Below are 21,472 nucleotides of genomic sequence, written 5' to 3'. Positions count from 1 at the left end.
TTGGAATAGTGACTTTTGCCACAAGCAAGTGAAGCATAAATATAACGATGATTTATAAAAAGCCATATCAATCCTTTTCTAATGAGATTGATATGGCTTTTATATAATAATCACATTTTTCTATACAGTAGCCGCTTCTTTTATTTCACTCTCTGAGTTGGTAACAGCTTTCACTTTTTTTCTCTTTATCCACAATGCTACGGTCTGAAAAAATGTGTTGCCAATATGGTACTATTCCCATTCTATCAGTATTTTAGGCATGCGAAAGGCCATGGTATGGGGAATACCATGGCCTTCCATAACGCTTATAAAAGGAAAGAGTATCTTCACCTCGCGGACAAGCAAGATGAAGAGTAGTAAATAACTAAGTCAGATTATCCCTTTACACCGCCGAGTGTAACACCGCCAACGATGTGTCTGGATAATATAAGATAAACAACTATGACAGGGAAGATTGAAAATGCAATCATTACATATACCTGTCCCATATCAAACTTAAGCCAGTCAGCACTTCTGAGCTGAGCTATAAGAATAGGAAGTGTTTTCTTCTTGTCTGTGTGAAGCACAAGTGCCGGAGTAAAGTAGTTATTCCAGCTGGTTACAAAACTGAAAATTGTCTGAACCGCAATAGCAGGTTTCATAAGCGGTACTACAATCTTATTAAATGTGCCCCACTCTGTAGATCCGTCGATTCGTGCAGCTTCCACAAGAGAAAGCGGAAGTGTTGAATCCATGTACTGCTTCATAAAGAAAAATACTGCAGGTGAAGCAATAGCCGGAACGATAAGTGGTGTAAACTTATCATCCAATCCCATCTTACCGATAAGCTGCAAGAAACCAAGTGCAGTTACCTGTGTAGGAATCATCATAACCATCAATATAAATGTAAAAATAAATTTCTTTAACTTAAAATCATATGCATGAATCGCATAAGCGGTCATTGTAGAAAAATATGTAGCAAACGCCGCTGTTAGTGTAGCAATAATCAGAGAATTAATCAAGCCATTAAATATAGGTAATGTTCCATGCAAGAGATTTGTCCAGTTTGTCCAAAGGAAATTTCCCGGATAAGGTCTGAAACCTCTTGTAAGATCTGCGTTAGATCTGGTTGAATTTATAAATAAAACATAGAACCAGAAAAGGCAGATAAATGTTATCAATACCAACACTATATATGCAATCACGCGTCTTACGTGAACTGATGCGCCGGCATCACTCTGCCCGGCCATCGCAATTCTTTTTTCATCCATTGTTCTGCCTCCAAATCAATCCTTGTCCTCGCCTGTTGTAAACTTAAATACAACCATGCTGAGTATACCGGTAATAATAAACATAAATACCGAAAGTGCACCACCAAGACCATAGTTCTTGCTGAAAAGATGCTTGTTAAGATACATGATCAAGGTCATTGAAGATCTCATCGGATCACCGGTACCATTTGTCAGGATCTGAGGTACATCAAACATCTGGAGTCCACCGATCAATGATGTAATCATAACATAAATAAGGATCGGTTTTAACAAAGGCAATGTAACTTTATAAAAAATTTGAGTGGCTGTAGCACCGTCAACCTGTGCTGCTTCGAAAAGTGAAGGGTCAATACCCATCATTCCGGCCATCAAAAGAATTGTCGTATTTCCAAACCACATAAGGCAGTTCATAAAAGCAACCAAGCCACGTACTGACCAAATGTGTGCCATGAACTGATAAGGTGTTTCCAATACTCCGATTTGTACCAAAATCGAATTGATAGGGCCTGAATTTGAGAACAATGTGAAAAACAACATTGCAAATGCTGAGGCCATTATCAGATTAGGAAGATAAATTACTGTTTTAAAAAAGCCCTGTGCCTTTAATCTCAGTGACGGATCAGTAAACCATGCTCCCAATAAAAGTGAGAGAATAATCTGAGGAACAAAGCCTAAGATCCACATTATCAATGTATTCTTTAAATATGTAGGAAGATCTCCGTTTGTAATTATTGTAACGTAATTCTGTAATCCATTAAAATTCGGACCAATCTGTTTTAAACCAGAGCGGTAATTCTCAAAAAACGAATTATAAATCGTGGATACAAGTGGAATCATCTGGAATACCAGATAAACTAACACGAACGGAATAAGGAAAATGTAGCCCCACTTATTATAGCTGACTACTTTACTATTCTTTTTCATACCCGTTACCCTTCTTTTCTCTATTTGCGGAGCGCATTGATAACAATGCGCTCCACAATTTTAAAACTAAATCTAAATCAAAAACTAAAAACTATTCACAGATTACTCTGCTGTAACATCAGGATACTTCTCAACGATTGCAGAATTGAACATTGCAAGTGCATCGTCAAGTGAAGCGTTTCCGTCAAAGTAGTTCTTCATAGCTTTCTGGAACTCTTCGTTACATCCCTGATCATATTCGCACTGGTTAGAAAGATCGCACTTCTCAGCACCGTTGCAGAACATTGCAAGAGGGTTCTGTCCACCAAGGGGAGCAAATGCAAACTCGTCCTTAGTTGCTGCTTCTTCCATAGCAGGCTTGTTGTTTACGAAGTCACTGTCAGCTGAAACGATATCAAGCATGATATCCTTGTTTGTTGTGAGCTGCTTCATGATGTCAGCTACAAGTGAAGCATTGTCTGTACCTGCTGCAGCGCAGATCCATGTTCCGCCCCAGAAGAATCCCTGAGGTCCCTCTGTTGCTCCCCAACCGCCTGCATTAGCGATTGAACCTTCTTTGTCAGCTGCCATTGAGAAGTTGATCATCCAAGCGGGTCCAAAGTAGCAGAATACTTTTCCGTCAGGATAGAATCCCTTGCTCCAGTCATCGCTCCAAAGATCTGATGTTGATCCAACTTCGCCGGCATCAACCATAGCCTTTGACATCTCAACCCATTTCATGATGCTGGGATCAACTACAACCTTACCGTTCTGTACCCACTTACCGGATACGTTGTTTGAGAATACACGATAAGCATCGTTAGTTGTTGCTGTCATGCTGTATCCCTTAGCCTTCATCTGCTCAGCAGTCTTAAGGAATGTATCCCAATCTGCTACAGACTTCTGAACTTCTGCAGGATCATCTGATCCAAGAACTTCTTTAGCAGCCTCACGGTTGTAAATAAGTACACCGGGGCATCCCTGCCATGAAAGTCCCTTAAGTGCTCCGTTAGAATCTGTCATAACATCCTGTGTATACTTGTACTGATTTGCAATGTCAGCATCTGTGATACCAAGATCGGCAACAGGTACTGTAACATCTGCATCTACATACTTAAGTGCGTAGTCAGCTTCTACAAGGAAAATATCGATCTTATCATCTGCTGATGCATCGCCCTGCTTAAGAAGAGCTTCATCAAGGTTGTTCTGATAAGCGTTATCCTGGTTAGGTGTGATATTCCACTTTACAGTAACATCACCGATTGTTCCTGATGTAGCATCAGTCTCAGTATATCCGGGATAGTGATCCTTTACTCTTCTCTGGAACTCATCATTCCAGCAATAAATGTTGAGGACTTTACCCTCATCTCCTGCTGCTGCAGTTGTTGCTGCAGCTCCGTCAGCAGAGCTTGTATCTGTTGTAGCTGCTCCGGAATTGTTGTTTCCGCCGCAAGCTGTAAGCATTCCTGCTAACATTGTTGTAGAAAGAAGTAACCCAAGTACTTTTTTCTTCATAACCGTACCTCCCATTCTTTTGCGTTAGATAATTGTTGTGTGTATTTAAAATGGATATACCATCTCAAATCTTACTGTATCTTTCTCACAGACTCCCCGGGTTCAAGAGTTCCTTCAACCACAATCTGCTCTACCAATGTCCCCTTTGGATTATTGATAAGGTCTATAAGTTTAGAAGCAGCTATCTCACCAATCTTCTCAGAATTCTGTGTTACAGTTGTAAGTCTAGGAGAAAGACGCTTGGCCAACTCCAGTCCGTCATATCCGGCTATCGAAATATCTTCCGGTATTCTGAGATTTCTCTGCCTTATGGCATTTATTCCGCCAAGAGCTGCAAAATCATCAGGATAAAGAATACATGTAGGCGGTTCTTTCAAATCCAGTAACTTTTTTGTTGCCTCATATGCGGCATCTGTATCTCTGTAAGGAGAAACAACCACATATTCATCCGGAATCTCCACTCCCAATTCCTGAAGTGTTTTGTAAAAACTTGTCAGTCTGTTCTGTGTAACGGATGAACTGGCACCGTGTACATACGCCACTTTTCTGTGTCCCTGCTTGTAAACATAAGTCACAAGCTCTCTCATTCCGTTGACATTATCGGATACGACTGACGTCCTGTTATAAAAGATATGATCGATCGTAACGACCGGTATATTACTTTTAATAAGTTCCTCAACTTCCGGATCCGAAAAGTCCATACATGCAATAACCACTCCGTCGAAGCCTCTGTATATCGCATGCGATAAATAAGACATATTATTGATTCTTGCCTTACCTCCATTGATGAAGGTTATATCAAACCCATTTTCCTCCGCAGTTTTCTTGAAACTGTTCAGTACATGATTGAAATAATCATGAGTAAGACCGCTGTTTGCCTCATCAACAAACAAAACTCCGATATTGTTGGTTCTGTTTGTCTTTAAAGCCTGTGCAGCAGCGTTTGGACGATAACCAAGCTTAGCTGCAACTGCCCGTACATGTTCCTTGGTCTCCTGCCCTATATCGCTGTGGTCATTTAGTGCCTTAGACACTGTAGCAATGGACACGCCGCAGGCAATGGATATATCCTTTAATGAAACATTACGCTTTGCCATATCAATAAATACCTTTGAACTTAATCGTTTTCGCACGATAAATATACATCATAATGACTTTATAAGCAATAAAAATTTTGTGTTTTTTGTGCATATTATATATCTTTGTTTGTTTTTTACAAAATCCGGCCTCACTTTTCATATATTATTCTGATTTTAGTTATATCTTGTTAATAAGTTAGTAAAACGTTTTCGAAATATCATTTATCCCCTTGCGCATCGGGGCTTTTCATGCGTGTTATCTCTGAAACGCGCATGGAACAACGGTTTGCGCGCAATATTATTTGTGATATTTTGTGTTGCAATATACCCCTTTCCCATATATAATGTCTCTAGTAATTATCTTAAACGTTTAAGTGAACGGAGGTTATATTCTATGAAATTCGGCTATTTTGATGACAATGCATGTGAATACGTCATCACTACACCAAAGACTCCTCTTCCTTGGATCAACTACCTTGGAAATAAGGAATTCTTCTCATTAATATCAAATACTTGCGGCGGATATACTTTTTATAAGGATGCTAAGCTCTTAAGACTTACGAGATATCGTTATAATAATGTGCCTTATGATAACAACGGTAAATACTTCTATATTAAGGATGAAACAGATAAGGCAAATGAAGTTATCTGGAATCCCGGATGGCAGCCTGTAAAGACAACTCTTGACAGCTACGAGTGCCGTCACGGATTAGGTTATAGCAAGTTTTCATCATCAAAATCAGATATCAAAGCCGATGTGTTAACTTTCGTTCCTATGAATGATAATTGTGAAGTTTCCAAGATCACGATCACTAATAACAAGAAAGAAAATGCTAAGCTTGTTCTTTTTTCATATGTAGAATGGTGTCTGTGGAATGCTGACGACGATATGAAGAACTTCCAGCGTAACCTCAGCACAGGTGAAGTTGAAGTAACAAATGACGGAGCTACTCTTTTCCACAAGACAGAGTACAGAGAGCGTAGAAATCACTACGCAGTATACGGCGTAAATACAAAAGTTGACGGATTCGACACAAGCAGAGATGCTTTCCTTGGAGCATACAACGGTCCCGACAGCCCTGATGCTGTTGCTGCCGGCAAGTGCACAGGTTCTGTTGCAAGCGGATGGTCTCCTATTGCTGCACACCAGATCAACATCGACCTTAAGCCCGGTGAGTCCAAGACACTCATCTTCACACTCGGATATATTGAGAATCCCGAAGATGACAAGTGGGAATCATACGGCGTTATCAACAAAAAAGCTGCATATGCAATGCTTGACGCATACAAGACAGAGGAAGCTTTCGACAAGGCTCTCGCTGAGCTTAACGATTACTGGAAAAATCTTCTCGGAATCTATCATGTATCTTCTTCAAATGAGAAAGTTGACCGCATGGTAAATATCTGGAACCAGTATCAGTGCATGGTTACATTCAACATGTCAAGATCAGCTTCTTACTATGAGTCAGGTATCGGCCGCGGAATGGGATTCAGAGATTCTTGTCAGGATCTTCTTGGTTTCGTACACCTTATCCCCGACAGAGCAAGACAGCGTATCATTGATATCGCTTCTACTCAGTTCCAGGACGGAAGCGCTTATCACCAGTACCAGCCTCTTACAAAGAAGGGTAACTCAGATATCGGATCAGGCTTCAATGACGATCCGCTCTGGCTCATCGCAGGTACAAGCGCATATGTAAGAGAAACAGGCGACCTTTCTATTTTGAAAGAAATGGTTCCTTTCGATAATGATATGAGCGTTGCTAAGACACTTATGGATCACCTTAAGTGCTCATTCAACTTCACTGCTACTCACAAGGGGCCTCACGGTCTTCCTCTTATCGGACGTGCAGACTGGAACGACTGTCTCAACCTCAACTGCTTCTCAGAGCATCCGGGTGAGTCATTCCAGACATTCGGTCCTTCAGAAGGTCCTGTTGCCGAGTCTGTGTTCATCGCAGGTATGTTCGTAAAATACGGCGAAGAATATGCACAGCTTGCTGAACTCCTCGGCGATGATGCAGAAGCAAAGAGAGCAAGAGAAGAAATCAAGAAAGTTTACGATGCAGCTTGCACAGCAGGTTGGGACGGAGAATGGTTCGTAAGAGCTTATGACGCAAACTCCAACAAAGTTGGTTCAAAAGAATGTGAAGAAGGCCAGATTTTCATCGAGCCTCAGGGCTTCTGCGTTCTTGCAGGAATCGGTGTAAAAGAAGGTCTTGCAGAGAAGGCTCTTAAGAGTGTTGAAGAAAGACTTGATACAAAGTACGGCGTAATGATCTTACAGCCTGCTTATACAAAATATCACCTCGAACTCGGTGAAGTTAGTTCATATCCACCGGGATACAAGGAGAACGGCGGTATCTTCTGCCACAACAACCCTTGGGTATCTATCGCCGAGACAGTTCTCGGACATGGCGAGAGAGCTTTCGAGATATACAAAAAGACATGTCCTGCTTACATTGAGGAAATCAGTGAAGTACACTGCACTGAGCCTTATGTATATTCACAGATGGTTGCAGGAAGAGACGCTAAGTTCTTCGGCCAGGGCAAGAACAGCTGGCTTACAGGAACCGCTGCATGGACATTTGTAAATATTTCACAGTACATCCTCGGTGTTTATCCGACTCACAACGGTCTTTCAATCGATCCTTGTGTACCTGCAGATTTCGGTGATTTCACTCTCACCAGAAAATACCGCGGTGCTACTTACAACATCAGCGTTAAGCAGAACGGTGTTCAGAAAGGTATCAAGAAGCTCACTGTAAACGGAAAAGAAATCAGTGGAAACATCATTCCTTACGAAGAAGGCGTAAAAGAATACACAGTTGAAGCTGTTATGGGATGATAAACACTCCGTTTCATCTATGTTATATTGCTTACATTCCATGTGAGCACTAATTATACTCCTATTCTTCTAGGCCCCCGCAAGCGCTAAATTCGGCGTTTACGGGGGTTTATCATACCTAAAGTTGCGCAACCGACCATATATGTGGTAAAATACAGTGTCAAGTCGGAGGTGAATATGAGTACTGATAAAAAGCCCAGACAGCACAGTTATCACAGAAAACATAGGCACAAACGAAGTTATACATTTATGATTATTTCCGGAGACTCTGACGGTGTAACCAAGCGTCTTCATCTAAATCATTCTCAAACACAATGGTTAGCATACTCACTTTTTGCTCTCGCATTATTTTTGGGGTGCTACATTATCTACTCTATGATGACCATATCTAATTTAAGGTCCATAGAAGCCAAGCAACAAAAAGAAATCGCAGAACTTACCGAAGAAAACAGTAATTTATCAGCATCAAACGAAGTTTTGAGTGCCAATACGGAACATATGACAGCCGCTCTCAACGAAAAACTTGAGACCGAGCATCAGTCCGCTGAAGAAGCTGAAAAGTTAGCAATTCCATCCGGTTTTCCTTTAACCGGAACCACTCCACTCCCCGCAAAGGCTGTGGACGATCCGAATTCTACCGAAATAACCAAGCTCACGGATAAAAACAAAAATACAGCAAAGGGCAATCCCCTTGTGCTATTCACCGCATCTCAGGGAAGCAATATTGTTGCCACCGGAAGCGGAACAGTTATGGCAGTAACTTCTGATGCCAAATTCGGCAATGTCGTTTCAATAGATCACGGAAACGGATATATTTCAATCTACCGCAACTCCGGTAGTGCCGTTGTCACAGAAGGTTCAACGGTTGATAAAGGTGATGTTCTATTCATCGTAGGTAAGCAAAATAAATCTCTTGGATATCAGATTCAGAAGGATGAAAAATATGTCGATCCCGAAGAAGTAATGGATATCAAAGGATAAATGGAGGACTCAAAATGTTTGGAAATACTAAAAAAGATTCTACCGCCGCAGAGAATGAAATAATCGAGCAGGTAGGAACCATCATCGGACCCGGTGCCGTTATTGACGGACCACTCACCACAAAAGACTCAACAAGAGTTGATGGTACCATTAAAGGCAATGTCAATATCAGCGGCGCTCTCATTGTTGGTCAGGAAGGCAAGATTTTCGGAACCGCTTCAGGTGTAAACGTCTATGTAGCCGGCGAAGTAAACGGAAATGTCACCGCTCCTCAGGGCAAGGTTGAGATCAGTGATACAGGAAAAGTTGTCGGAGATATTATCTGCAAGGGAATCATTATCGATGAAAACGCTGTATTCCAGGGAAGATGTGAAATGACAGGTCTTGACAAGAATTCGGCCGAAATTGCAAAAGAAAGAGCTGCTGCCAACAAGGAAGCAAATGATGCCGAGAACAATTCAGAAGAAAACAATAACGAGAATAAAGATTCTGATAACAATTAAATTAATTGGTTTTCTAAATAATTTTAACTCAAATAGTTTACATAAATAATCTCGCAACATAATTAAATAAGCGCTGTGGTACATGCCACAGCGCTTATTTTTTTGACTCAATTTTTATTTCGAAATCACTCTTGTAATCTGTCAAACACCAGCTCATAGCCGTCATCACCGTAATTGAGTGAACGGTTCACTCTGCTGATGGTAGCAGTTGAAGCTCCCGTTTTCTCAGCTATTTCAAGATATGTCTTATGTTCTTTGAGCATAGAAGCAACCTCAAACCTCTGAGAAAGGGACAAAAGCTCATTTACTGTACAAAGATCATCGAAAAAACTATAACATTCATCTTTATTCTGAAGGCATAGAATTGCGTCAAACAGGTGATCTACGGCATCTGTTCTAATCTTTTTGTTCATTTCGCCATCCCTCCGATTTTTATATCACAAAAGTAAACTATATTTCGTTAATATAACTCCTTGTGTTTACATATTTTATCACTTTAAAATCTTAAAGTAAATAGGAAGATTTGCATAATTTACTTTACTTTTTTACCTATTTATGCTATTGTTAGTTTGTTGTCATGGACAACAGAACGATTATTTTTTTATTTTTTAGTGGAGGTATTACAATGAACAAAGGTACTGTTAAGTGGTTCAACAACCAGAAAGGTTATGGCTTTATCTCTGATGAGGCTGGAAATGATGTATTTGTACATTATTCAGGACTTAACATGGAAGGTTTCAAGTCTCTCGACGAAGGCGCTTCTGTTGAGTACGATGTAATCCAGGGCGAAAAAGGACCTCAGGCCGTAAACGTAAACAAGCTTTAATTTAATCTAAGTTAAAGCTAATTAATCAGACTACAAATCGTCTTATTCTTAATATATATTTTGAATTTGCAATATTGTATATATGATTAATCGATAAGAGCCATCCAACATTTGTTGGATGGCTCTTTTGGCTCATAAAGCAACAGCACCAATGAAAATTCAATATTTCAATCACATATTTCAATTACATCTTTAAGTTTGAGACTTCCTCCGAAAATCTCAAGAGCGCTTCCTATAGTGACATCCACCCTGCCCTTTCCGATTTCCTTTAGTTCTTTTACATCATCAAGCGTTCCGGCTCCTCCTGCGTATGTAACGGGTATCTTGCCCCATTTACCAAGAATTCCGGCCACATTCTCTTCGATTCCCTTTTGCTTTCCTTCAACATCAGCTGCATGTACCAGAAATTCATCGCAATACTCTGAAAGCAGATCAAGCGTTGCCTCAGTGAGCTCTACATCTGTAAGCTTCTGCCACCTGTCTGTTACTATATAATACTTTCCGTCCACATTCTTACATGAAAGGTCGAGAACCACCTTTTCTTTTCCAACAGCCGCTGTAAGCTTCTCTAGATTGGCGTAATTGATCTTACCGTCCTTAAATACGTAAGAAGTAACTATGACATGAGAAGCTCCCGCATCGATGAATTCTTTCGCATTATCGGCAGTTATTCCGCCTCCCACCTGCATAAGTCCCGGACAAGCATTCAGAGCTTCTGTTGCCTGTTTCTTTGTCGCCTCGTATAAAGGACTGGTTACAGGATTAAGCAATATTATATGGCCGCCCGAAAGTCCCATCTCTCTGTACATTCTGGCGTAGAATACAGCATCGTTGGAAGCAACATAGTTTTCTTTTGCCTCATCGTTCTTATCACGAAGGCTGCTCCCCACTATCTGCTTCACTTTGCCGTTATGAATATCAATACAAGGTCTGAATCTCATACGCTTCTCCTCAGGTGCTATGTCCGGTCAATCAGGCAAGTACATCTGACATATCATACAGTCCCGCAGACTTACCGGCAAGGAACTTAGCTGCTTCGATCGCACCTTTTCCAAAAATTGCTCTTGAATAAGCTCTGTGAGAAAGAGTCACAACCTCATCGTGGCCTGCAAAGATAACATCATGGTCACCCACAATTGTTCCGCCGCGTACAGCAGAGATACCGATTTCCTTCTGAGGTCTCTTCTCTCTTCTTGTACTTCTGTCATATACATAATCCATCTCATTATTAAGAGACTCGTTAATGCTGTCAGCAAGCGCGATTGCTGTTCCACTGGGTGAATCAAGTTTCTGATTGTGGTGTTTTTCTACTATCTCGATATCAAATCCCGCAGCAGCAAACATGGGAGAAACTTCCTTTAGCACCTTGATAAGTGCATTTACACCGACTGACATATTTGCCGACTTAAGAACAGCTACCTTTGATGAAGCCTCTTTTACCATCTTGAGCTGTTCCTCGGAAAGTCCTGTTGAACAAAGAACAACGGGAACATTCTTGGCTGCGCAGTAGTTAAGAAGCCCCTCTGCTGCCGAAGCATTTGAGAAATCAACAATAACATCAGCATCTGTGGTACATTCATCAAGACTTCTGTATACGGGAAAATCGTAATTGTTGTCGCCATAAGCATCAACACCCGCAACTACTTCTATATCATTATCTTCCTTGACAAGGTCGATGATAACCTTGCCCATACGGCCGTTGCAGCCGTGCATGATCATTTTTGTCATTTTTGTTTCCTTTCCAAATCTGCATAATCCAAGCTGTTTAATATAAGAAACGCCATCCGTTTCAATATTTCATCAGATAAGACCAAACTTCTTCATCTCTTCCTTGAGCTTAGCACAGTTCTCGGGCTCCATCTCTGTAAGAGGAAGACGAAGCGGACCTGCTGCAAAGCCTATCATCTTAAGCGCGCTCTTAACAGGGATAGGATTAACCTCTGAGAAAAGAGCTTTTACAAGAGGAACTGCCTTGAACTGGAGCTGTCTTGCAGTCTCGTAATCTCCCTCAAGACACTTCTGGCAAATCTCATGTGTCTGAGCAGGTGCAACGTTAGAAAGAACTGAAATTACACCGAGTCCTCCGATTGACATAAGAGGCACGATCTGATCGTCTTCTCCCGAATACAGATCGATGCATCCCTCTGCAAGCTGCATCATCTTGATAGTCTGTGCGATATTTCCTGTAGCATCCTTGATAGCTACGATATTCTTTTTCTCCTTGCAGAGCTTAACAGCTGTCTCAGGAAGAATGTTGCATCCTGTTCTGCTGGGTACATTGTAAAGAATTATAGGAATATTTACTGCATCAGCGATTGCAGAAAAGTGTGCAACAAGACCACCCTGTGTTGCCTTATTGTAATATGGAGTTACGCACAAAAGTGCATCTGCGCCATAGCTTTCAGCAAGCTTAGAGAGCTTGATGGCTGTCTCTGTGCAATTTGATCCTGTTCCTGCAATAACGGGAACTCTTTTTGCAACTTTATCTATACAGTACTTAACAACATCCATGTGCTCTTCTTCTGTCATGGTAGCTGCTTCACCTGTTGTTCCGCATACGATGATCGCGTCTGTTCCGTTCTCGATCTGGAACTCGATAAGACGTCCGAACTCCTCGTAATTAACCTCTCCGTTTTCCTTAAATGGTGTTGCAATCGCAACGCCTGCTCCTTTAAATATTGCCATTTCTTCCTCCTTAATAAATAGCGCAAAAAAACCGGCTCCGTAATCATACTGGGAGCCGGTAACATAATCTTTTCACTATAAAAAGAATAATGTTGATAGCGCCCCATCCTTAGATGACAGTCATACGGTTCTTAACCGTATGCCCAAGCAATTGACCTTCAGGGAGTCAACCCTTTCGGCGTATTTCCCTTTCATGCCGCTTCATCTGTGCCTGTCACATCAGCGGCGTTACTTATTAAATACGCAACCTCTATCCAACTGTTTCTTATACAGATACTACACCAGCGTCAATGGACTGTCAACACACAAGCATTTTTTACCATAAACTAAGCATTATCTAAAAATGCTTTACGCCCCTGTTATTGTGACGTTCTCAATCTTTATGACGCTTGGTACAAGACATGTGTCATACTGGCGCAGTTCCTTTGAAAGCTTAACATCGCTGATGAGCTCGGTAAGAGTTCCCGTCACGGATCCTCCGCACACAGGTGTAACCTTATCTCCCTCATGCCAGTATGCAAGTCTGATCTCTCCGGCAATTTCTCCGGTGATGATATCTACACTAAAGTCTGAAAGCTCAACAGGCTCAAGATATGTACCTGTCCTGATCTCGCTCTCTGAAAGCCTGCCGCCCTCAGCCTTAAAGTTTGTTGCAATGAAGGAATCCTCAACTCCGAGATAATGACGAAACTGAACGCCGCCCCAATAGCTTACGGGAACATTGTCCTTAATGATATCCATATCCCTGACCTCTGCACCTTCGGCATCAACAGGGAAGTTCTTGGAGGAATTGTTAAGCTCTTTTACCGCACTTATCGTAAAGGTATCGCCCTTAACATCGTTGCAGATTGCCTTGCCGATTTCCCAGTCAGACATTCCGCGGTACTTTATGGATGCCATCATCTTGTCAGTGATCCATCGGTAAATCTGGACGCTGTCCTGTGTAGAAAAAAGAACTGCCGCCTTGTAGGCAGAAGGTGTCGGTTTTGCAACAAGTCTGTCCCTGCCATACTTAAGAGTATCTGAGATCTCTTTTACCAGATTCTCTCTGTCGCAAGTTCCTGCGGTGTACATGCGGTAAAGCTCGATCTCATGTTCATCGTTTCTTGCGTTGACTACAACTTCTATGGTTGAACTTGGATAAGAAACCGTGACATCGATGCCCTCGGAATTAACGTATCTTCTCTTGCAGTTCTCAGCAAAAATCTCATATGAGTTGATGTCCTCGCATGAAGTCTCGGGAATCTGCTGCATAACTTCGATGAAATCCCTTGCCATCTGCTGCGGATCAAAGTTCTCATTTACACCCTCAACAGGCTTCTTGTTGAGCTCGTAGTATGGGTTCTTAACATAGGAAGCTCTTTGATAAAGATCGTCGATAATCTTTTTTGCCTCGGCTTCTGTTGCTGTCGGTGCGATCTCCTGCGATGCGCTTCCAAGAAACTTGCCGTCATCCAGCTTTCTGTGAACAATTACCTGTATGTGCTCAACGTCGCGGACTCTGTTCTGATCAAGCCTGTGTTTAATGAAATAAAACTCCCAGCCCTCTGTACATGTATCTGTAACTTCCCAGGCATCTGCGCCCGAGCTTTTCAAAAGTTCAATTATCTTATCTGTCATCTTCTCATCCCCTTTATCCAAGTCTTGCCACTGCCTTCAGATATGGGCCACCGTCCGAGACAACAACCCATTCCTTGTGACCTTTTCCGCATGCTCCGTTTCCAAAGGACATGTAATCGTTGCTGGCCATGGAAATGGAGCCAAGAAGATCGGGCACATAGCCGGTGAGAACCACAGGTGAGACTACCTTTCCGGTGAGCTTTCCGTCGATGATCTCGTATCCCCTTGCTATGATGCACTGAATTCCCCAGTGCTTTGGATCCTCCATACCGGAATCAATTCCGGACAAAAGATATCCCTTCTTAACTGAAGCGATCATCTCTTCTTTGGTGGATGTTCCTTTATCAAACATTGTATTTGTCATTCTTGTATAAGCCTTGTGCTCGAAATTCTCTCTCTTGCCGTTACCTGTTGGCTTTATTCCAAGCCTCAGAGCTGCCAGAGCATCGCATATTCCGGTCTTAAGAATACCCTTGTCGATTTCTATAACATCTCCGGCCAAAATTCCTTCATCATCAAATGCAAAACTGGATACATCTCTTACACAAGTTGCACCTTCATGCATGGTAACAAGATCGGATCCAACTCTCTTGTCAATGTAATCTGCTCCGAGAGCTCTTTTCTTAACGAACATATCCATCTCAACGCCGTGACCGAATGCCTCATGAGCGATAAGTCCCGAAACCTCGGGAGTTGTGATGATTTCATATTCTCCGGGGATAACGTGCTCGGAACCAAGGCTGTCCTGAAGATCCTCAAAAGTCTTCTTTATCATGTTCCCAAGTCCGTCAAAGATCTCCGGCCCCTCTCTGTCAGAAAGTCCGTTCAATGCCTGGTTGCTCCTACCATCACGGGAACCGACCATGTATACGAAACCTTCTGAATAAACATAGCTCTGACGAAGGTCCTTATTTGGCGTAAGGAACATCTTGCAGACATGGGTTGACTGACCGGCACAAATACAGTCAATTACCTCATCAGAAAGCTCCACACCCTCGTCGCTGAATTTCTGAAGCTTGTCAACAATAGCTGAAAGATCTGTTTCCTCGGGAAGTAAGCCTGTCTCCATCTCCACAAAGAGCTCCTGCTTCTCATCCTCAAGCTTTGGAGTGTTGTAGATTTCCGAATTTGTCTCTTTTAACACCACAAGCTGACGATCAAGAACTCCCTTAGCCTTGGCTGCCATAGCTACAGCATCGCCCTCAAATCTGTTAAAAGAGTACTCGCTGTACAGGCCGTCTTTGTAAACCCTTATAACGTTTCCTCTCTCTGTTGTAAGGGTTGATCCGTCAATAGTCTTAACGCGCTGAGATACTCTGACATTGAAACCTACAGAGTCTGTTGAAAGAACGCTGACATAGTCATAACTTTTTGCAAGCTCTGCTATCATCTCTTTCAGCCTCGACGCTATATCACTTAAATATATCGAAAATTTAGCTTTCATTTTTCCCTCTTTCATAAGTTTATTTTGGTCATATCTGTGCAAGCACGCTCTATTTTAACACAAAAGGATGATTCTTCTGTGAAATTTTATGGTTGAACAATAAAAATGCGCGTGCTATAATGCCTTAGTTTGAAATGGATGTGTTTTTTAAGGAGACAAAAGATTTATGAAGCAGACAAGAAATGATGTTAGAAACGTTGCGATAATTGCACACGTTGACCACGGTAAGACAACTCTGGTTGACGGACTTTTGAGACAGAGCGGTGTTTTCCGTGAAGGTCAGGAAGTTGTAGAGCGCGTAATGGATTCCGGCGACATTGAAAAAGAGCGTGGAATCACAATCATGTCTAAGAATACAGCTATTACTTATAAAGATATCAAGATCAATATCATCGACACTCCCGGTCACGCTGATTTCGGCGGTGAGGTTGAGCGTGTTCTTAAGATGGTTAACGGCGTTATCCTTGTTGTTGACGCTTTCGAAGGCCCCATGCCCCAGACCAAGTTCGTTCTTGGAAAGGCTATGTCTCTCGGTCTTCCCGTTATCGTATGTGTCAACAAGATTGACAGACCGGAAGCAAGACCTAACGAAGTTATCGATGAAGTTCTTGAGCTTCTCATCGACCTCGGCGCAGATGACAACCAGCTTGACTGTCCATTCGTATTCGCTTCCGCAAAAGCAGGAACATCATCTCTTTCACTTGATGAAGCAGGCAAAGATATGAAGCCTCTTCTTGATACGATCATTAATTATATACCCGCTCCCGTCGGCGATCCCGATTCGAGCACACAGGTCCTTATCAGCACTATTGACTACAACGAGTATGTAGGACGTATCGGTGTAGGTAAGGTTGATAACGGTGTTGTTAAAGTAAACCAGGAAGTTATCGTAGTAAACCACCACGAGCCTGAAAGACGCGTTAAGACCAAGATCAGCAAGCTCTATGAGTACGACGGTCTTGGAAGAGTTGAAGTTCAGGAGGCAAAGATCGGTTCTATCGTTGCCATCTCCGGTATTGAAGACCTCAAGATCGGTGATACAATCTGTTCAGTTGACGAGCAGGTTGCAATTCCTTTCCAGAAGATCTCAGAGCCTACTATCTCAATGAACTTCATTGTAAACGACTCTCCTCTCGCAGGTCAGGAAGGTAAGTATGTTACTTCACGTCACCTCAGAGACAGACTTTACAAAGAGCTCAACACAGACGTTTCTCTTCGTGTAGAAGATACAGATACAACAGAGACATTCAAGGTTTCAGGCCGAGGCGAGCTTCACCTCTCAGTTCTTATCGAGACAATGCGCCGTGAAGGATTCGAGTTTGCTGTAAGTAAGGCTGAGGTTATCTATCATACAGATGAAAACGGCCAGAAACTTGAGCCTATGGAAAAATGCTACATCGACGTTCCCGACGAGTTCTCAGGAAGCGTTATCCAGAAGCTCGGCGAAAGAAAAGGTGAGCTTGTAAACATGGGTGCCGGAAACGGCGGATATACACGTATTGAATTCAATATCCCTTCACGTGGACTTATCGGTTACAGAGGTGAGTTCATGACTGATACAAAGGGTAACGGAATCATCAATACTATCTTTGACGGATATGCTCCTTATAAGGGAGATATGAACTATAGAAAGACCGGCTCCGTAATCGCATTCGAGACAGGTGAAGCTACAGCTTACGGTCTCTTCAATGCTCAGGACAGAGGTCAGCTCTTTATCAAGACAGGTGACAAAGTTTACTCAGGAATGGTAATCGGAACCAGCGGAAAGAGCGAAGATGTTGAAGTTAATGTATGTAAGACAAAGCATCTTACAAATACAAGAACTTCATCTTCAGACGAAGCATTAAGACTTGTTCCTCCGAGAATCATGTCTCTTGAGCAGGCTATCGAATTCATCGACAACGATGAACTCCTCGAGGTTACACCTACAAGCCTTCGTGTCCGCAAGAGAATTCTCGATCCTACACTCCGCAAGAGAGCAAACTTCAAGAAATAAGGAAGGTTACGTTACAAAAAAACAAGACATATATACTGTATTGCTCTGATTGTGCCAAACACTTCAATGAGACCAGGGCAGTAATCATGAATGCAATGGCATTCACGATTACTTGGTCTCATTTCCGTGGCACAAAATCGCAATCCATTATATATGTCTTGTTTTTTTGTATTGCAAGTTTCTTTTTTCCTGATTTTTTCTTGAGTTTTCCGGAATTCCCCTAGATTTCTCTAAATTTCTCTGAAATTTCTTAATTTACATTACATGAGGTAATATCCGGCGTCGCCTTCGGTGATGGTGATTTTTCCTTCGCACTTTTGGATAAGTCCTTCTGTAATTCGATCCTTGTCTCCTTCTCTTACACAGATGTCATATTGAACATTTTCTGTATACCTTGGATCGCTTATAGAAATATTATTTTGTTCAAGAAAATATTTTACGTTATTTATCATATTATATGCGACTTCTAATGTGAGCTGTCTCGCATATACCATCTCGCCGTTTTCAGACGCTGCAATAGCGGCCTGAGCAGCCTGTGTGTACGCTCTTACAAGGCCTCCCGTACCAAGGAGAACTCCTCCGAAATACCTTGTTACTATCACAAGTGTGTTGGTCAGTCCTGCTCCCGTTATCACCTCAAGTATAGGCTTTCCAGCGGTTCCTGACGGTTCCCCGTTATCACTGCATCTGGTATTCTCGCTATTCTTGCCTATCACGTAGGCGTAGCAGTTGTGCCGCGCATCCCAGTACTTCTTGGAAACCTCCGCTATCCTCTTCTCTGCTTCTTCCACAGATTCAACAGCAAAAGTACTACCGATAAATCTGGACTTTTTCTCGACAATCTCGCCTGTTCCCTCTTTAGTTACTACCTTAAATGTTCTAATTTCACTCATAAAGCCATGATAACACACTTTCTTTATAATATCTTCAATTAGTGGTATACTAACTTACATTATAAAAGGAACAAAAGAGAGGAAATATATATGAAATATCAGAGAAGGAGCGACGAGCGGCGCTACAGGCCACGTGGCTTCATTAAGTATGGATGGGGGAAAAATCTAGGCAGATGGATACTCTATTCTCTCATTTTTGTACTGTCAACTGTCGCAATAATTGGGGGCTGCGGCGTGTTGGGTGCATATAATGGAATTAAAAAAGAGGCCTATCAATACAAAGATCAGTTACAGACTCTTGCAATGCCAAAGGGTTTTTCTACATTTGTATATGATACAGACCAAAATGAAATCCAAAAACTTGATGCTGCAGATTCAAACAGAATAGCTGTGTCCAAAGATAAAATTCCCGAAGATTTGGGAAATGCCTTTGTTGCCGTAGAGGATGAAAGATTCTATAAGCACAACGGCGTAGATATGCACGGTATTATTCGTGCAGGTTATAAGATGCTTTCATCCGGTGACATGTCTCAGGGTGCAAGTACAATTACACAGCAGCTCATTAAAAATACTGTATTTAAGGAGACCTGGACAAACGAGACCAAGCTCGAGAAGATCAAGCGTAAGATTCAGGAACAGTTTCTTGCTGTCCAGCTTGAAAAGGAGCAGGACAAAGAAACCATTCTCGTAAACTATATGAACACAATCGCACTGGGGCCCAGTATCTATGGCGTTCAGGCTGCTTCCAAAACATATTTTGGTAAAGAAGTAAAAGATCTCAATCTCTCGGAATGTGCCGTAATTGCAGGAATCACGCAGAACCCCAGCAGATACGATCCAAGAAGGCATCCCGAGTTCAATAAAGAGAAAAGAGATATCGTTCTCGATAAAATGCTCGCGCAAAAATATATAGATCAGGAAGCTTATGACGAAGCCAAAGCAGATAATGTATACGATCGCATCAAGACAGTAAACGAAGAAACAGGTGAAAAAAAGATCAACAGCTACTTTGTTGATGCTCTTATCGATGATGTTATCAATTCTCTTGTAGAAGAAGGTGTCTGCAAGACCAAGCAGGATGCTGAGACCGAAGTATATTCAGGCGGTCTTAAGATCTACTCATCACTTGACGAGCATATACAGGGAATCTGTGACGAGATATTCGCAAACCCTGAGAATTATCCCGAAGGAACAAAGTTATATCCCGAGGATTTCGCTCTCACCGTTCGTCACAAAGACGGCACCGTAAATAACTATGGCACTAACGACCTTGATAAATTCATGGGCGGCAGGGATAAAATGATCTTTAAATCCCAGGAAGCCTTGGATGAAGCTATTGAGAAATTCAAAGCCTCTGTGGTAGATGAAGATGCCGGCGATGAAGTGGGCGAAAATGACATTAAATATACCTACAGTCCTCAGCCTCAAGTTTCACTTACTGTTGCCGATCAAAAAACCGGACAGATTGTTGCCATAATCGGAGGCCGCGGAGAAAAAACAGGTAATAGAACACTTAACAGAGCCACTCAGGCTAAAAGACAGCCCGGTTCTACATTTAAGGTTCTTTCAACTTTTGCACCCGGAATCGACCACGGCGACCTTACTCTTGCAACAACTTTCAAGGACGCCGAGTTCCATTATGCTGACGGAAGCCCTGTCAAAAACCACTGGGGATCTCAGTACAGAGGTCTTCAATCTGTAAGATACGCGATAATTAAATCCGCAAATGTTCTTACAGTTGAAGCTTATACATACATAACACCACAGCTTGGATTTGATTATCTTACCAATAAGTTTCATCTTACAACACTTACCGAAACCGATGGCCAAAATCAGGCTACCTGTCTCGGAGGTATTCAAAAAGGTGTATATAACTACGAGCTCAACGCGGCATATGCTGCAATAGCAAATGGTGGCGTATATAATAAGCCACATTTCTATCAAAAAGTTGTTGACCACGACGGAAATACACTCCTTGACAATACCGCACCAAAAGGAGAGCAGATTCTCAAAGAAACCTCTGCTTATCTCCTTACAAGTGCAATGAAAGACGTTGTAACAAAAGGTACGGGTACAAAGTTAAACTTTGGTAAAACTGATATCGCCGGAAAAACCGGAACAACTTCCAAAAACGTTGATGTGTGGTTCGCAGGCTTTACAAATTACTATACAGCTACCGCATGGGCAGGATTTGACAACAATGTCTACCTTGCCTCTAAAGGACCTGAACATGACCTTGCGCAGACCATGTGGCGAAAAACAATGGAAAAGATTCACGAAGATCTTCCCGAAGCGCATTTCGAAGCTCCGGATGGAATTGTAAAAATGAGTGTTTGCGCCGATTCGGGACTTAGACCGATAGACGGTTGTAATCCGGTAACAGAGATCTTCGCATCAGATAATCTTCCCGGCGAAAGTGAGGTATGTGATGTACATGGCGGAGACGTAGGAGCAATGTGCCTTATCGACCATAAGCCCGCTACTGCTCTGTGTCCATTTAAGCAACCGGGTCTCAGAGATCCCAGAAGACTTGAAAAGATCCAGTCAGGCTTTAAAGATCCTCTGAATTTCGGAGGTGGCGATCCTAATAATCAAGAACAATGCCATCACACTCTGGAATTTATGTTCCAACCCGGTATTCATGATATACTCAGACAGGAATGGGAACAAAGCGGAAATGCAAATCAAGAAGGGCAAGATCCAAATCTCTTTGACGGATTATTACAAAATTGGTTTAATAATAATGGACAACCGCAAGGTTTCTATAATCAAGATGACCATTCAGATGATTGGAACCAGGACGATCATCAAAATGATTGGCAAAATCAAGACGACCATCAAAATGATTGGCAAAACAATCAAGGGGATCAACAGCAGGACGATCATCAGGATAACAATGATGATAATAATGACAATCATGATGACTGAA

Annotated in this window: 17 protein-coding genes and 1 riboswitch; of the genes, 6 read left to right on the top strand and 11 right to left on the bottom strand. The window is 42.1% G+C overall.

Features of this window, described 5'->3' with window-relative positions; genetic code table 11:
* Positions 1 to 374: 374 nt before the first annotated feature.
* From T356_RS0111675 to T356_RS0111660, 4 genes are all read right to left on the bottom strand, one after another.
* On the bottom strand, positions 375 to 1,229 hold the full coding sequence (locus tag T356_RS0111675) for an ABC transporter permease subunit (protein ID WP_026514631.1): 855 nt from the start codon (positions 1,227 to 1,229) through the stop codon (positions 375 to 377).
* 36 nt (positions 1,230 to 1,265) lie between these two features.
* The gene (locus tag T356_RS0111670; RefSeq protein WP_026514630.1) at positions 1,266 to 2,174 is read right to left on the bottom strand and encodes a carbohydrate ABC transporter permease; all 909 of its coding nucleotides are present in this window, start codon (positions 2,172 to 2,174) and stop codon (positions 1,266 to 1,268) included.
* A 102-nt stretch (positions 2,175 to 2,276) separates the two neighbouring features.
* Positions 2,277 to 3,668 carry an ABC transporter substrate-binding protein gene (locus tag T356_RS0111665; protein ID WP_026514629.1) on the bottom strand — a complete coding sequence of 464 codons (1,392 nt, stop codon included), beginning with the start codon at positions 3,666 to 3,668 and terminating at the stop codon, positions 2,277 to 2,279.
* 71 nt (positions 3,669 to 3,739) lie between these two features.
* Positions 3,740 to 4,765 (bottom strand): LacI family DNA-binding transcriptional regulator, encoded by a 1,026-nt coding sequence (locus T356_RS0111660; RefSeq protein WP_035781007.1) that lies wholly within the window; start codon positions 4,763 to 4,765, stop codon positions 3,740 to 3,742.
* A gap of 376 nt (positions 4,766 to 5,141) precedes the next feature.
* Between T356_RS0111660 and T356_RS0111655 the strand changes: the two genes are divergently transcribed.
* The 3 genes from T356_RS0111655 (at position 5,142) to T356_RS19300 (ending at position 9,079) form a co-directional block, all read left to right on the top strand.
* Positions 5,142 to 7,595 (top strand): GH36-type glycosyl hydrolase domain-containing protein, encoded by a 2,454-nt coding sequence (locus tag T356_RS0111655; RefSeq protein ID WP_026514627.1) that lies wholly within the window; start codon positions 5,142 to 5,144, stop codon positions 7,593 to 7,595.
* A gap of 177 nt (positions 7,596 to 7,772) precedes the next feature.
* On the top strand, positions 7,773 to 8,576 hold the full coding sequence (locus T356_RS0111650) for a murein hydrolase activator EnvC family protein (RefSeq protein ID WP_026514626.1): 804 nt from the start codon (positions 7,773 to 7,775) through the stop codon (positions 8,574 to 8,576).
* A gap of 14 nt (positions 8,577 to 8,590) precedes the next feature.
* Positions 8,591 to 9,079 (top strand): bactofilin family protein, encoded by a 489-nt coding sequence (locus tag T356_RS19300; RefSeq protein WP_051563398.1) that lies wholly within the window; start codon positions 8,591 to 8,593, stop codon positions 9,077 to 9,079.
* Positions 9,080 to 9,204: 125 nt separating this feature from the next.
* On the opposite strand, the gene T356_RS0111640 is transcribed toward T356_RS19300, so the two are convergent.
* The gene (locus T356_RS0111640; protein ID WP_026514625.1) at positions 9,205 to 9,492 is read right to left on the bottom strand and encodes a YerC/YecD family TrpR-related protein; all 288 of its coding nucleotides are present in this window, start codon (positions 9,490 to 9,492) and stop codon (positions 9,205 to 9,207) included.
* 212 nt (positions 9,493 to 9,704) lie between these two features.
* On the opposite strand from T356_RS0111640, the gene T356_RS0111635 reads away from it, so the two are divergent.
* Positions 9,705 to 9,905: a cold-shock protein gene (locus T356_RS0111635; RefSeq protein WP_022755461.1), complete on the top strand. Its 201-nt coding sequence runs from the start codon at positions 9,705 to 9,707 to the stop codon at positions 9,903 to 9,905.
* Between the two features lie 167 nt (positions 9,906 to 10,072).
* On the opposite strand, the gene hisA is transcribed toward T356_RS0111635, so the two are convergent.
* The 5 genes from hisA to T356_RS0111610 all read right to left on the bottom strand — a co-directional run bounded on the left by hisA (position 10,073) and on the right by T356_RS0111610 (position 15,654).
* The gene (hisA, locus tag T356_RS0111630; RefSeq protein ID WP_026514624.1) at positions 10,073 to 10,846 is read right to left on the bottom strand and encodes a phosphoribosylformimino-5-aminoimidazole carboxamide ribotide isomerase; all 774 of its coding nucleotides are present in this window, start codon (positions 10,844 to 10,846) and stop codon (positions 10,073 to 10,075) included.
* Between the two features lie 31 nt (positions 10,847 to 10,877).
* On the bottom strand, positions 10,878 to 11,633 hold the full coding sequence (gene dapB, locus T356_RS0111625; protein ID WP_026514623.1) for a 4-hydroxy-tetrahydrodipicolinate reductase: 756 nt from the start codon (positions 11,631 to 11,633) through the stop codon (positions 10,878 to 10,880).
* Between the two features lie 72 nt (positions 11,634 to 11,705).
* Complete coding sequence (gene dapA / locus T356_RS0111620; protein ID WP_026514622.1) at positions 11,706 to 12,590, bottom strand: 4-hydroxy-tetrahydrodipicolinate synthase; 885 nt, start codon at positions 12,588 to 12,590, stop codon at positions 11,706 to 11,708.
* Between the two features lie 88 nt (positions 12,591 to 12,678).
* Positions 12,679 to 12,851, bottom strand: a riboswitch (Lysine riboswitch).
* 87 nt (positions 12,852 to 12,938) lie between these two features.
* Positions 12,939 to 14,210: a metallopeptidase TldD-related protein gene (locus T356_RS0111615; RefSeq protein ID WP_026514621.1), complete on the bottom strand. Its 1,272-nt coding sequence runs from the start codon at positions 14,208 to 14,210 to the stop codon at positions 12,939 to 12,941.
* Between the two features lie 13 nt (positions 14,211 to 14,223).
* Entirely contained in the window at positions 14,224 to 15,654 is a 1,431-nt protein-coding gene (locus T356_RS0111610; RefSeq protein WP_026514620.1) for a TldD/PmbA family protein, read from the bottom strand.
* A gap of 166 nt (positions 15,655 to 15,820) precedes the next feature.
* On the opposite strand from T356_RS0111610, the gene typA reads away from it, so the two are divergent.
* Positions 15,821 to 17,650, top strand: coding sequence for a translational GTPase TypA (typA, locus tag T356_RS0111605; RefSeq protein ID WP_026514619.1), 1,830 nt, complete (start codon positions 15,821 to 15,823; stop codon positions 17,648 to 17,650).
* Positions 17,651 to 17,910: 260 nt separating this feature from the next.
* Here typA and T356_RS0111600 read toward each other — a convergent pair whose 3' ends face one another.
* Positions 17,911 to 18,543, bottom strand: coding sequence for a YigZ family protein (locus T356_RS0111600; RefSeq protein ID WP_035781005.1), 633 nt, complete (start codon positions 18,541 to 18,543; stop codon positions 17,911 to 17,913).
* Positions 18,544 to 18,633: 90 nt separating this feature from the next.
* Between T356_RS0111600 and T356_RS19295 the strand changes: the two genes are divergently transcribed.
* The gene (locus tag T356_RS19295) at positions 18,634 to 21,471 is read left to right on the top strand and encodes a transglycosylase domain-containing protein (protein WP_081777824.1); all 2,838 of its coding nucleotides are present in this window, start codon (positions 18,634 to 18,636) and stop codon (positions 21,469 to 21,471) included.
* Position 21,472 lies beyond the last annotated feature (1 nt).

Origin of the sequence: Butyrivibrio sp. LB2008 (assembly GCF_000621565.1) — a bacterium.
GTDB lineage: Bacteria > Bacillota > Clostridia > Lachnospirales > Lachnospiraceae > Butyrivibrio.
This window is presented reverse-complemented; position numbering and strand designations above follow the sequence as displayed.

Bases quoted from the DNA above. Each gene is read 5' to 3' on its own strand.
- T356_RS0111675 (WP_026514631.1), bottom strand. From the start codon at position 1,229: ATGGCCGGGCAGAGTGATGCCGGCGCATCAGTTCACGTAAGACGCGTG.
- T356_RS0111670 (WP_026514630.1), bottom strand. From the start codon at position 2,174: ATGAAAAAGAATAGTAAAGTAGTCAGCTATAATAAGTGGGGCTACATT.
- T356_RS0111665 (WP_026514629.1), bottom strand. From the start codon at position 3,668: ATGAAGAAAAAAGTACTTGGGTTACTTCTTTCTACAACAATGTTAGCA.
- T356_RS0111660 (WP_035781007.1), bottom strand. From the start codon at position 4,765: ATGGCAAAGCGTAATGTTTCATTAAAGGATATATCCATTGCCTGCGGC.
- T356_RS0111655 (WP_026514627.1), top strand. From the start codon at position 5,142: ATGAAATTCGGCTATTTTGATGACAATGCATGTGAATACGTCATCACT.
- T356_RS0111650 (WP_026514626.1), top strand. From the start codon at position 7,773: ATGAGTACTGATAAAAAGCCCAGACAGCACAGTTATCACAGAAAACAT.
- T356_RS19300 (WP_051563398.1), top strand. From the start codon at position 8,591: ATGTTTGGAAATACTAAAAAAGATTCTACCGCCGCAGAGAATGAAATA.
- T356_RS0111640 (WP_026514625.1), bottom strand. From the start codon at position 9,492: ATGAACAAAAAGATTAGAACAGATGCCGTAGATCACCTGTTTGACGCA.
- T356_RS0111635 (WP_022755461.1), top strand. From the start codon at position 9,705: ATGAACAAAGGTACTGTTAAGTGGTTCAACAACCAGAAAGGTTATGGC.
- hisA (WP_026514624.1), bottom strand. From the start codon at position 10,846: ATGAGATTCAGACCTTGTATTGATATTCATAACGGCAAAGTGAAGCAG.
- dapB (WP_026514623.1), bottom strand. From the start codon at position 11,633: ATGACAAAAATGATCATGCACGGCTGCAACGGCCGTATGGGCAAGGTT.
- dapA (WP_026514622.1), bottom strand. From the start codon at position 12,590: ATGGCAATATTTAAAGGAGCAGGCGTTGCGATTGCAACACCATTTAAG.
- T356_RS0111615 (WP_026514621.1), bottom strand. From the start codon at position 14,210: ATGACAGATAAGATAATTGAACTTTTGAAAAGCTCGGGCGCAGATGCC.
- T356_RS0111610 (WP_026514620.1), bottom strand. From the start codon at position 15,654: ATGAAAGCTAAATTTTCGATATATTTAAGTGATATAGCGTCGAGGCTG.
- typA (WP_026514619.1), top strand. From the start codon at position 15,821: ATGAAGCAGACAAGAAATGATGTTAGAAACGTTGCGATAATTGCACAC.
- T356_RS0111600 (WP_035781005.1), bottom strand. From the start codon at position 18,543: ATGAGTGAAATTAGAACATTTAAGGTAGTAACTAAAGAGGGAACAGGC.
- T356_RS19295 (WP_081777824.1), top strand. From the start codon at position 18,634: ATGAAATATCAGAGAAGGAGCGACGAGCGGCGCTACAGGCCACGTGGC.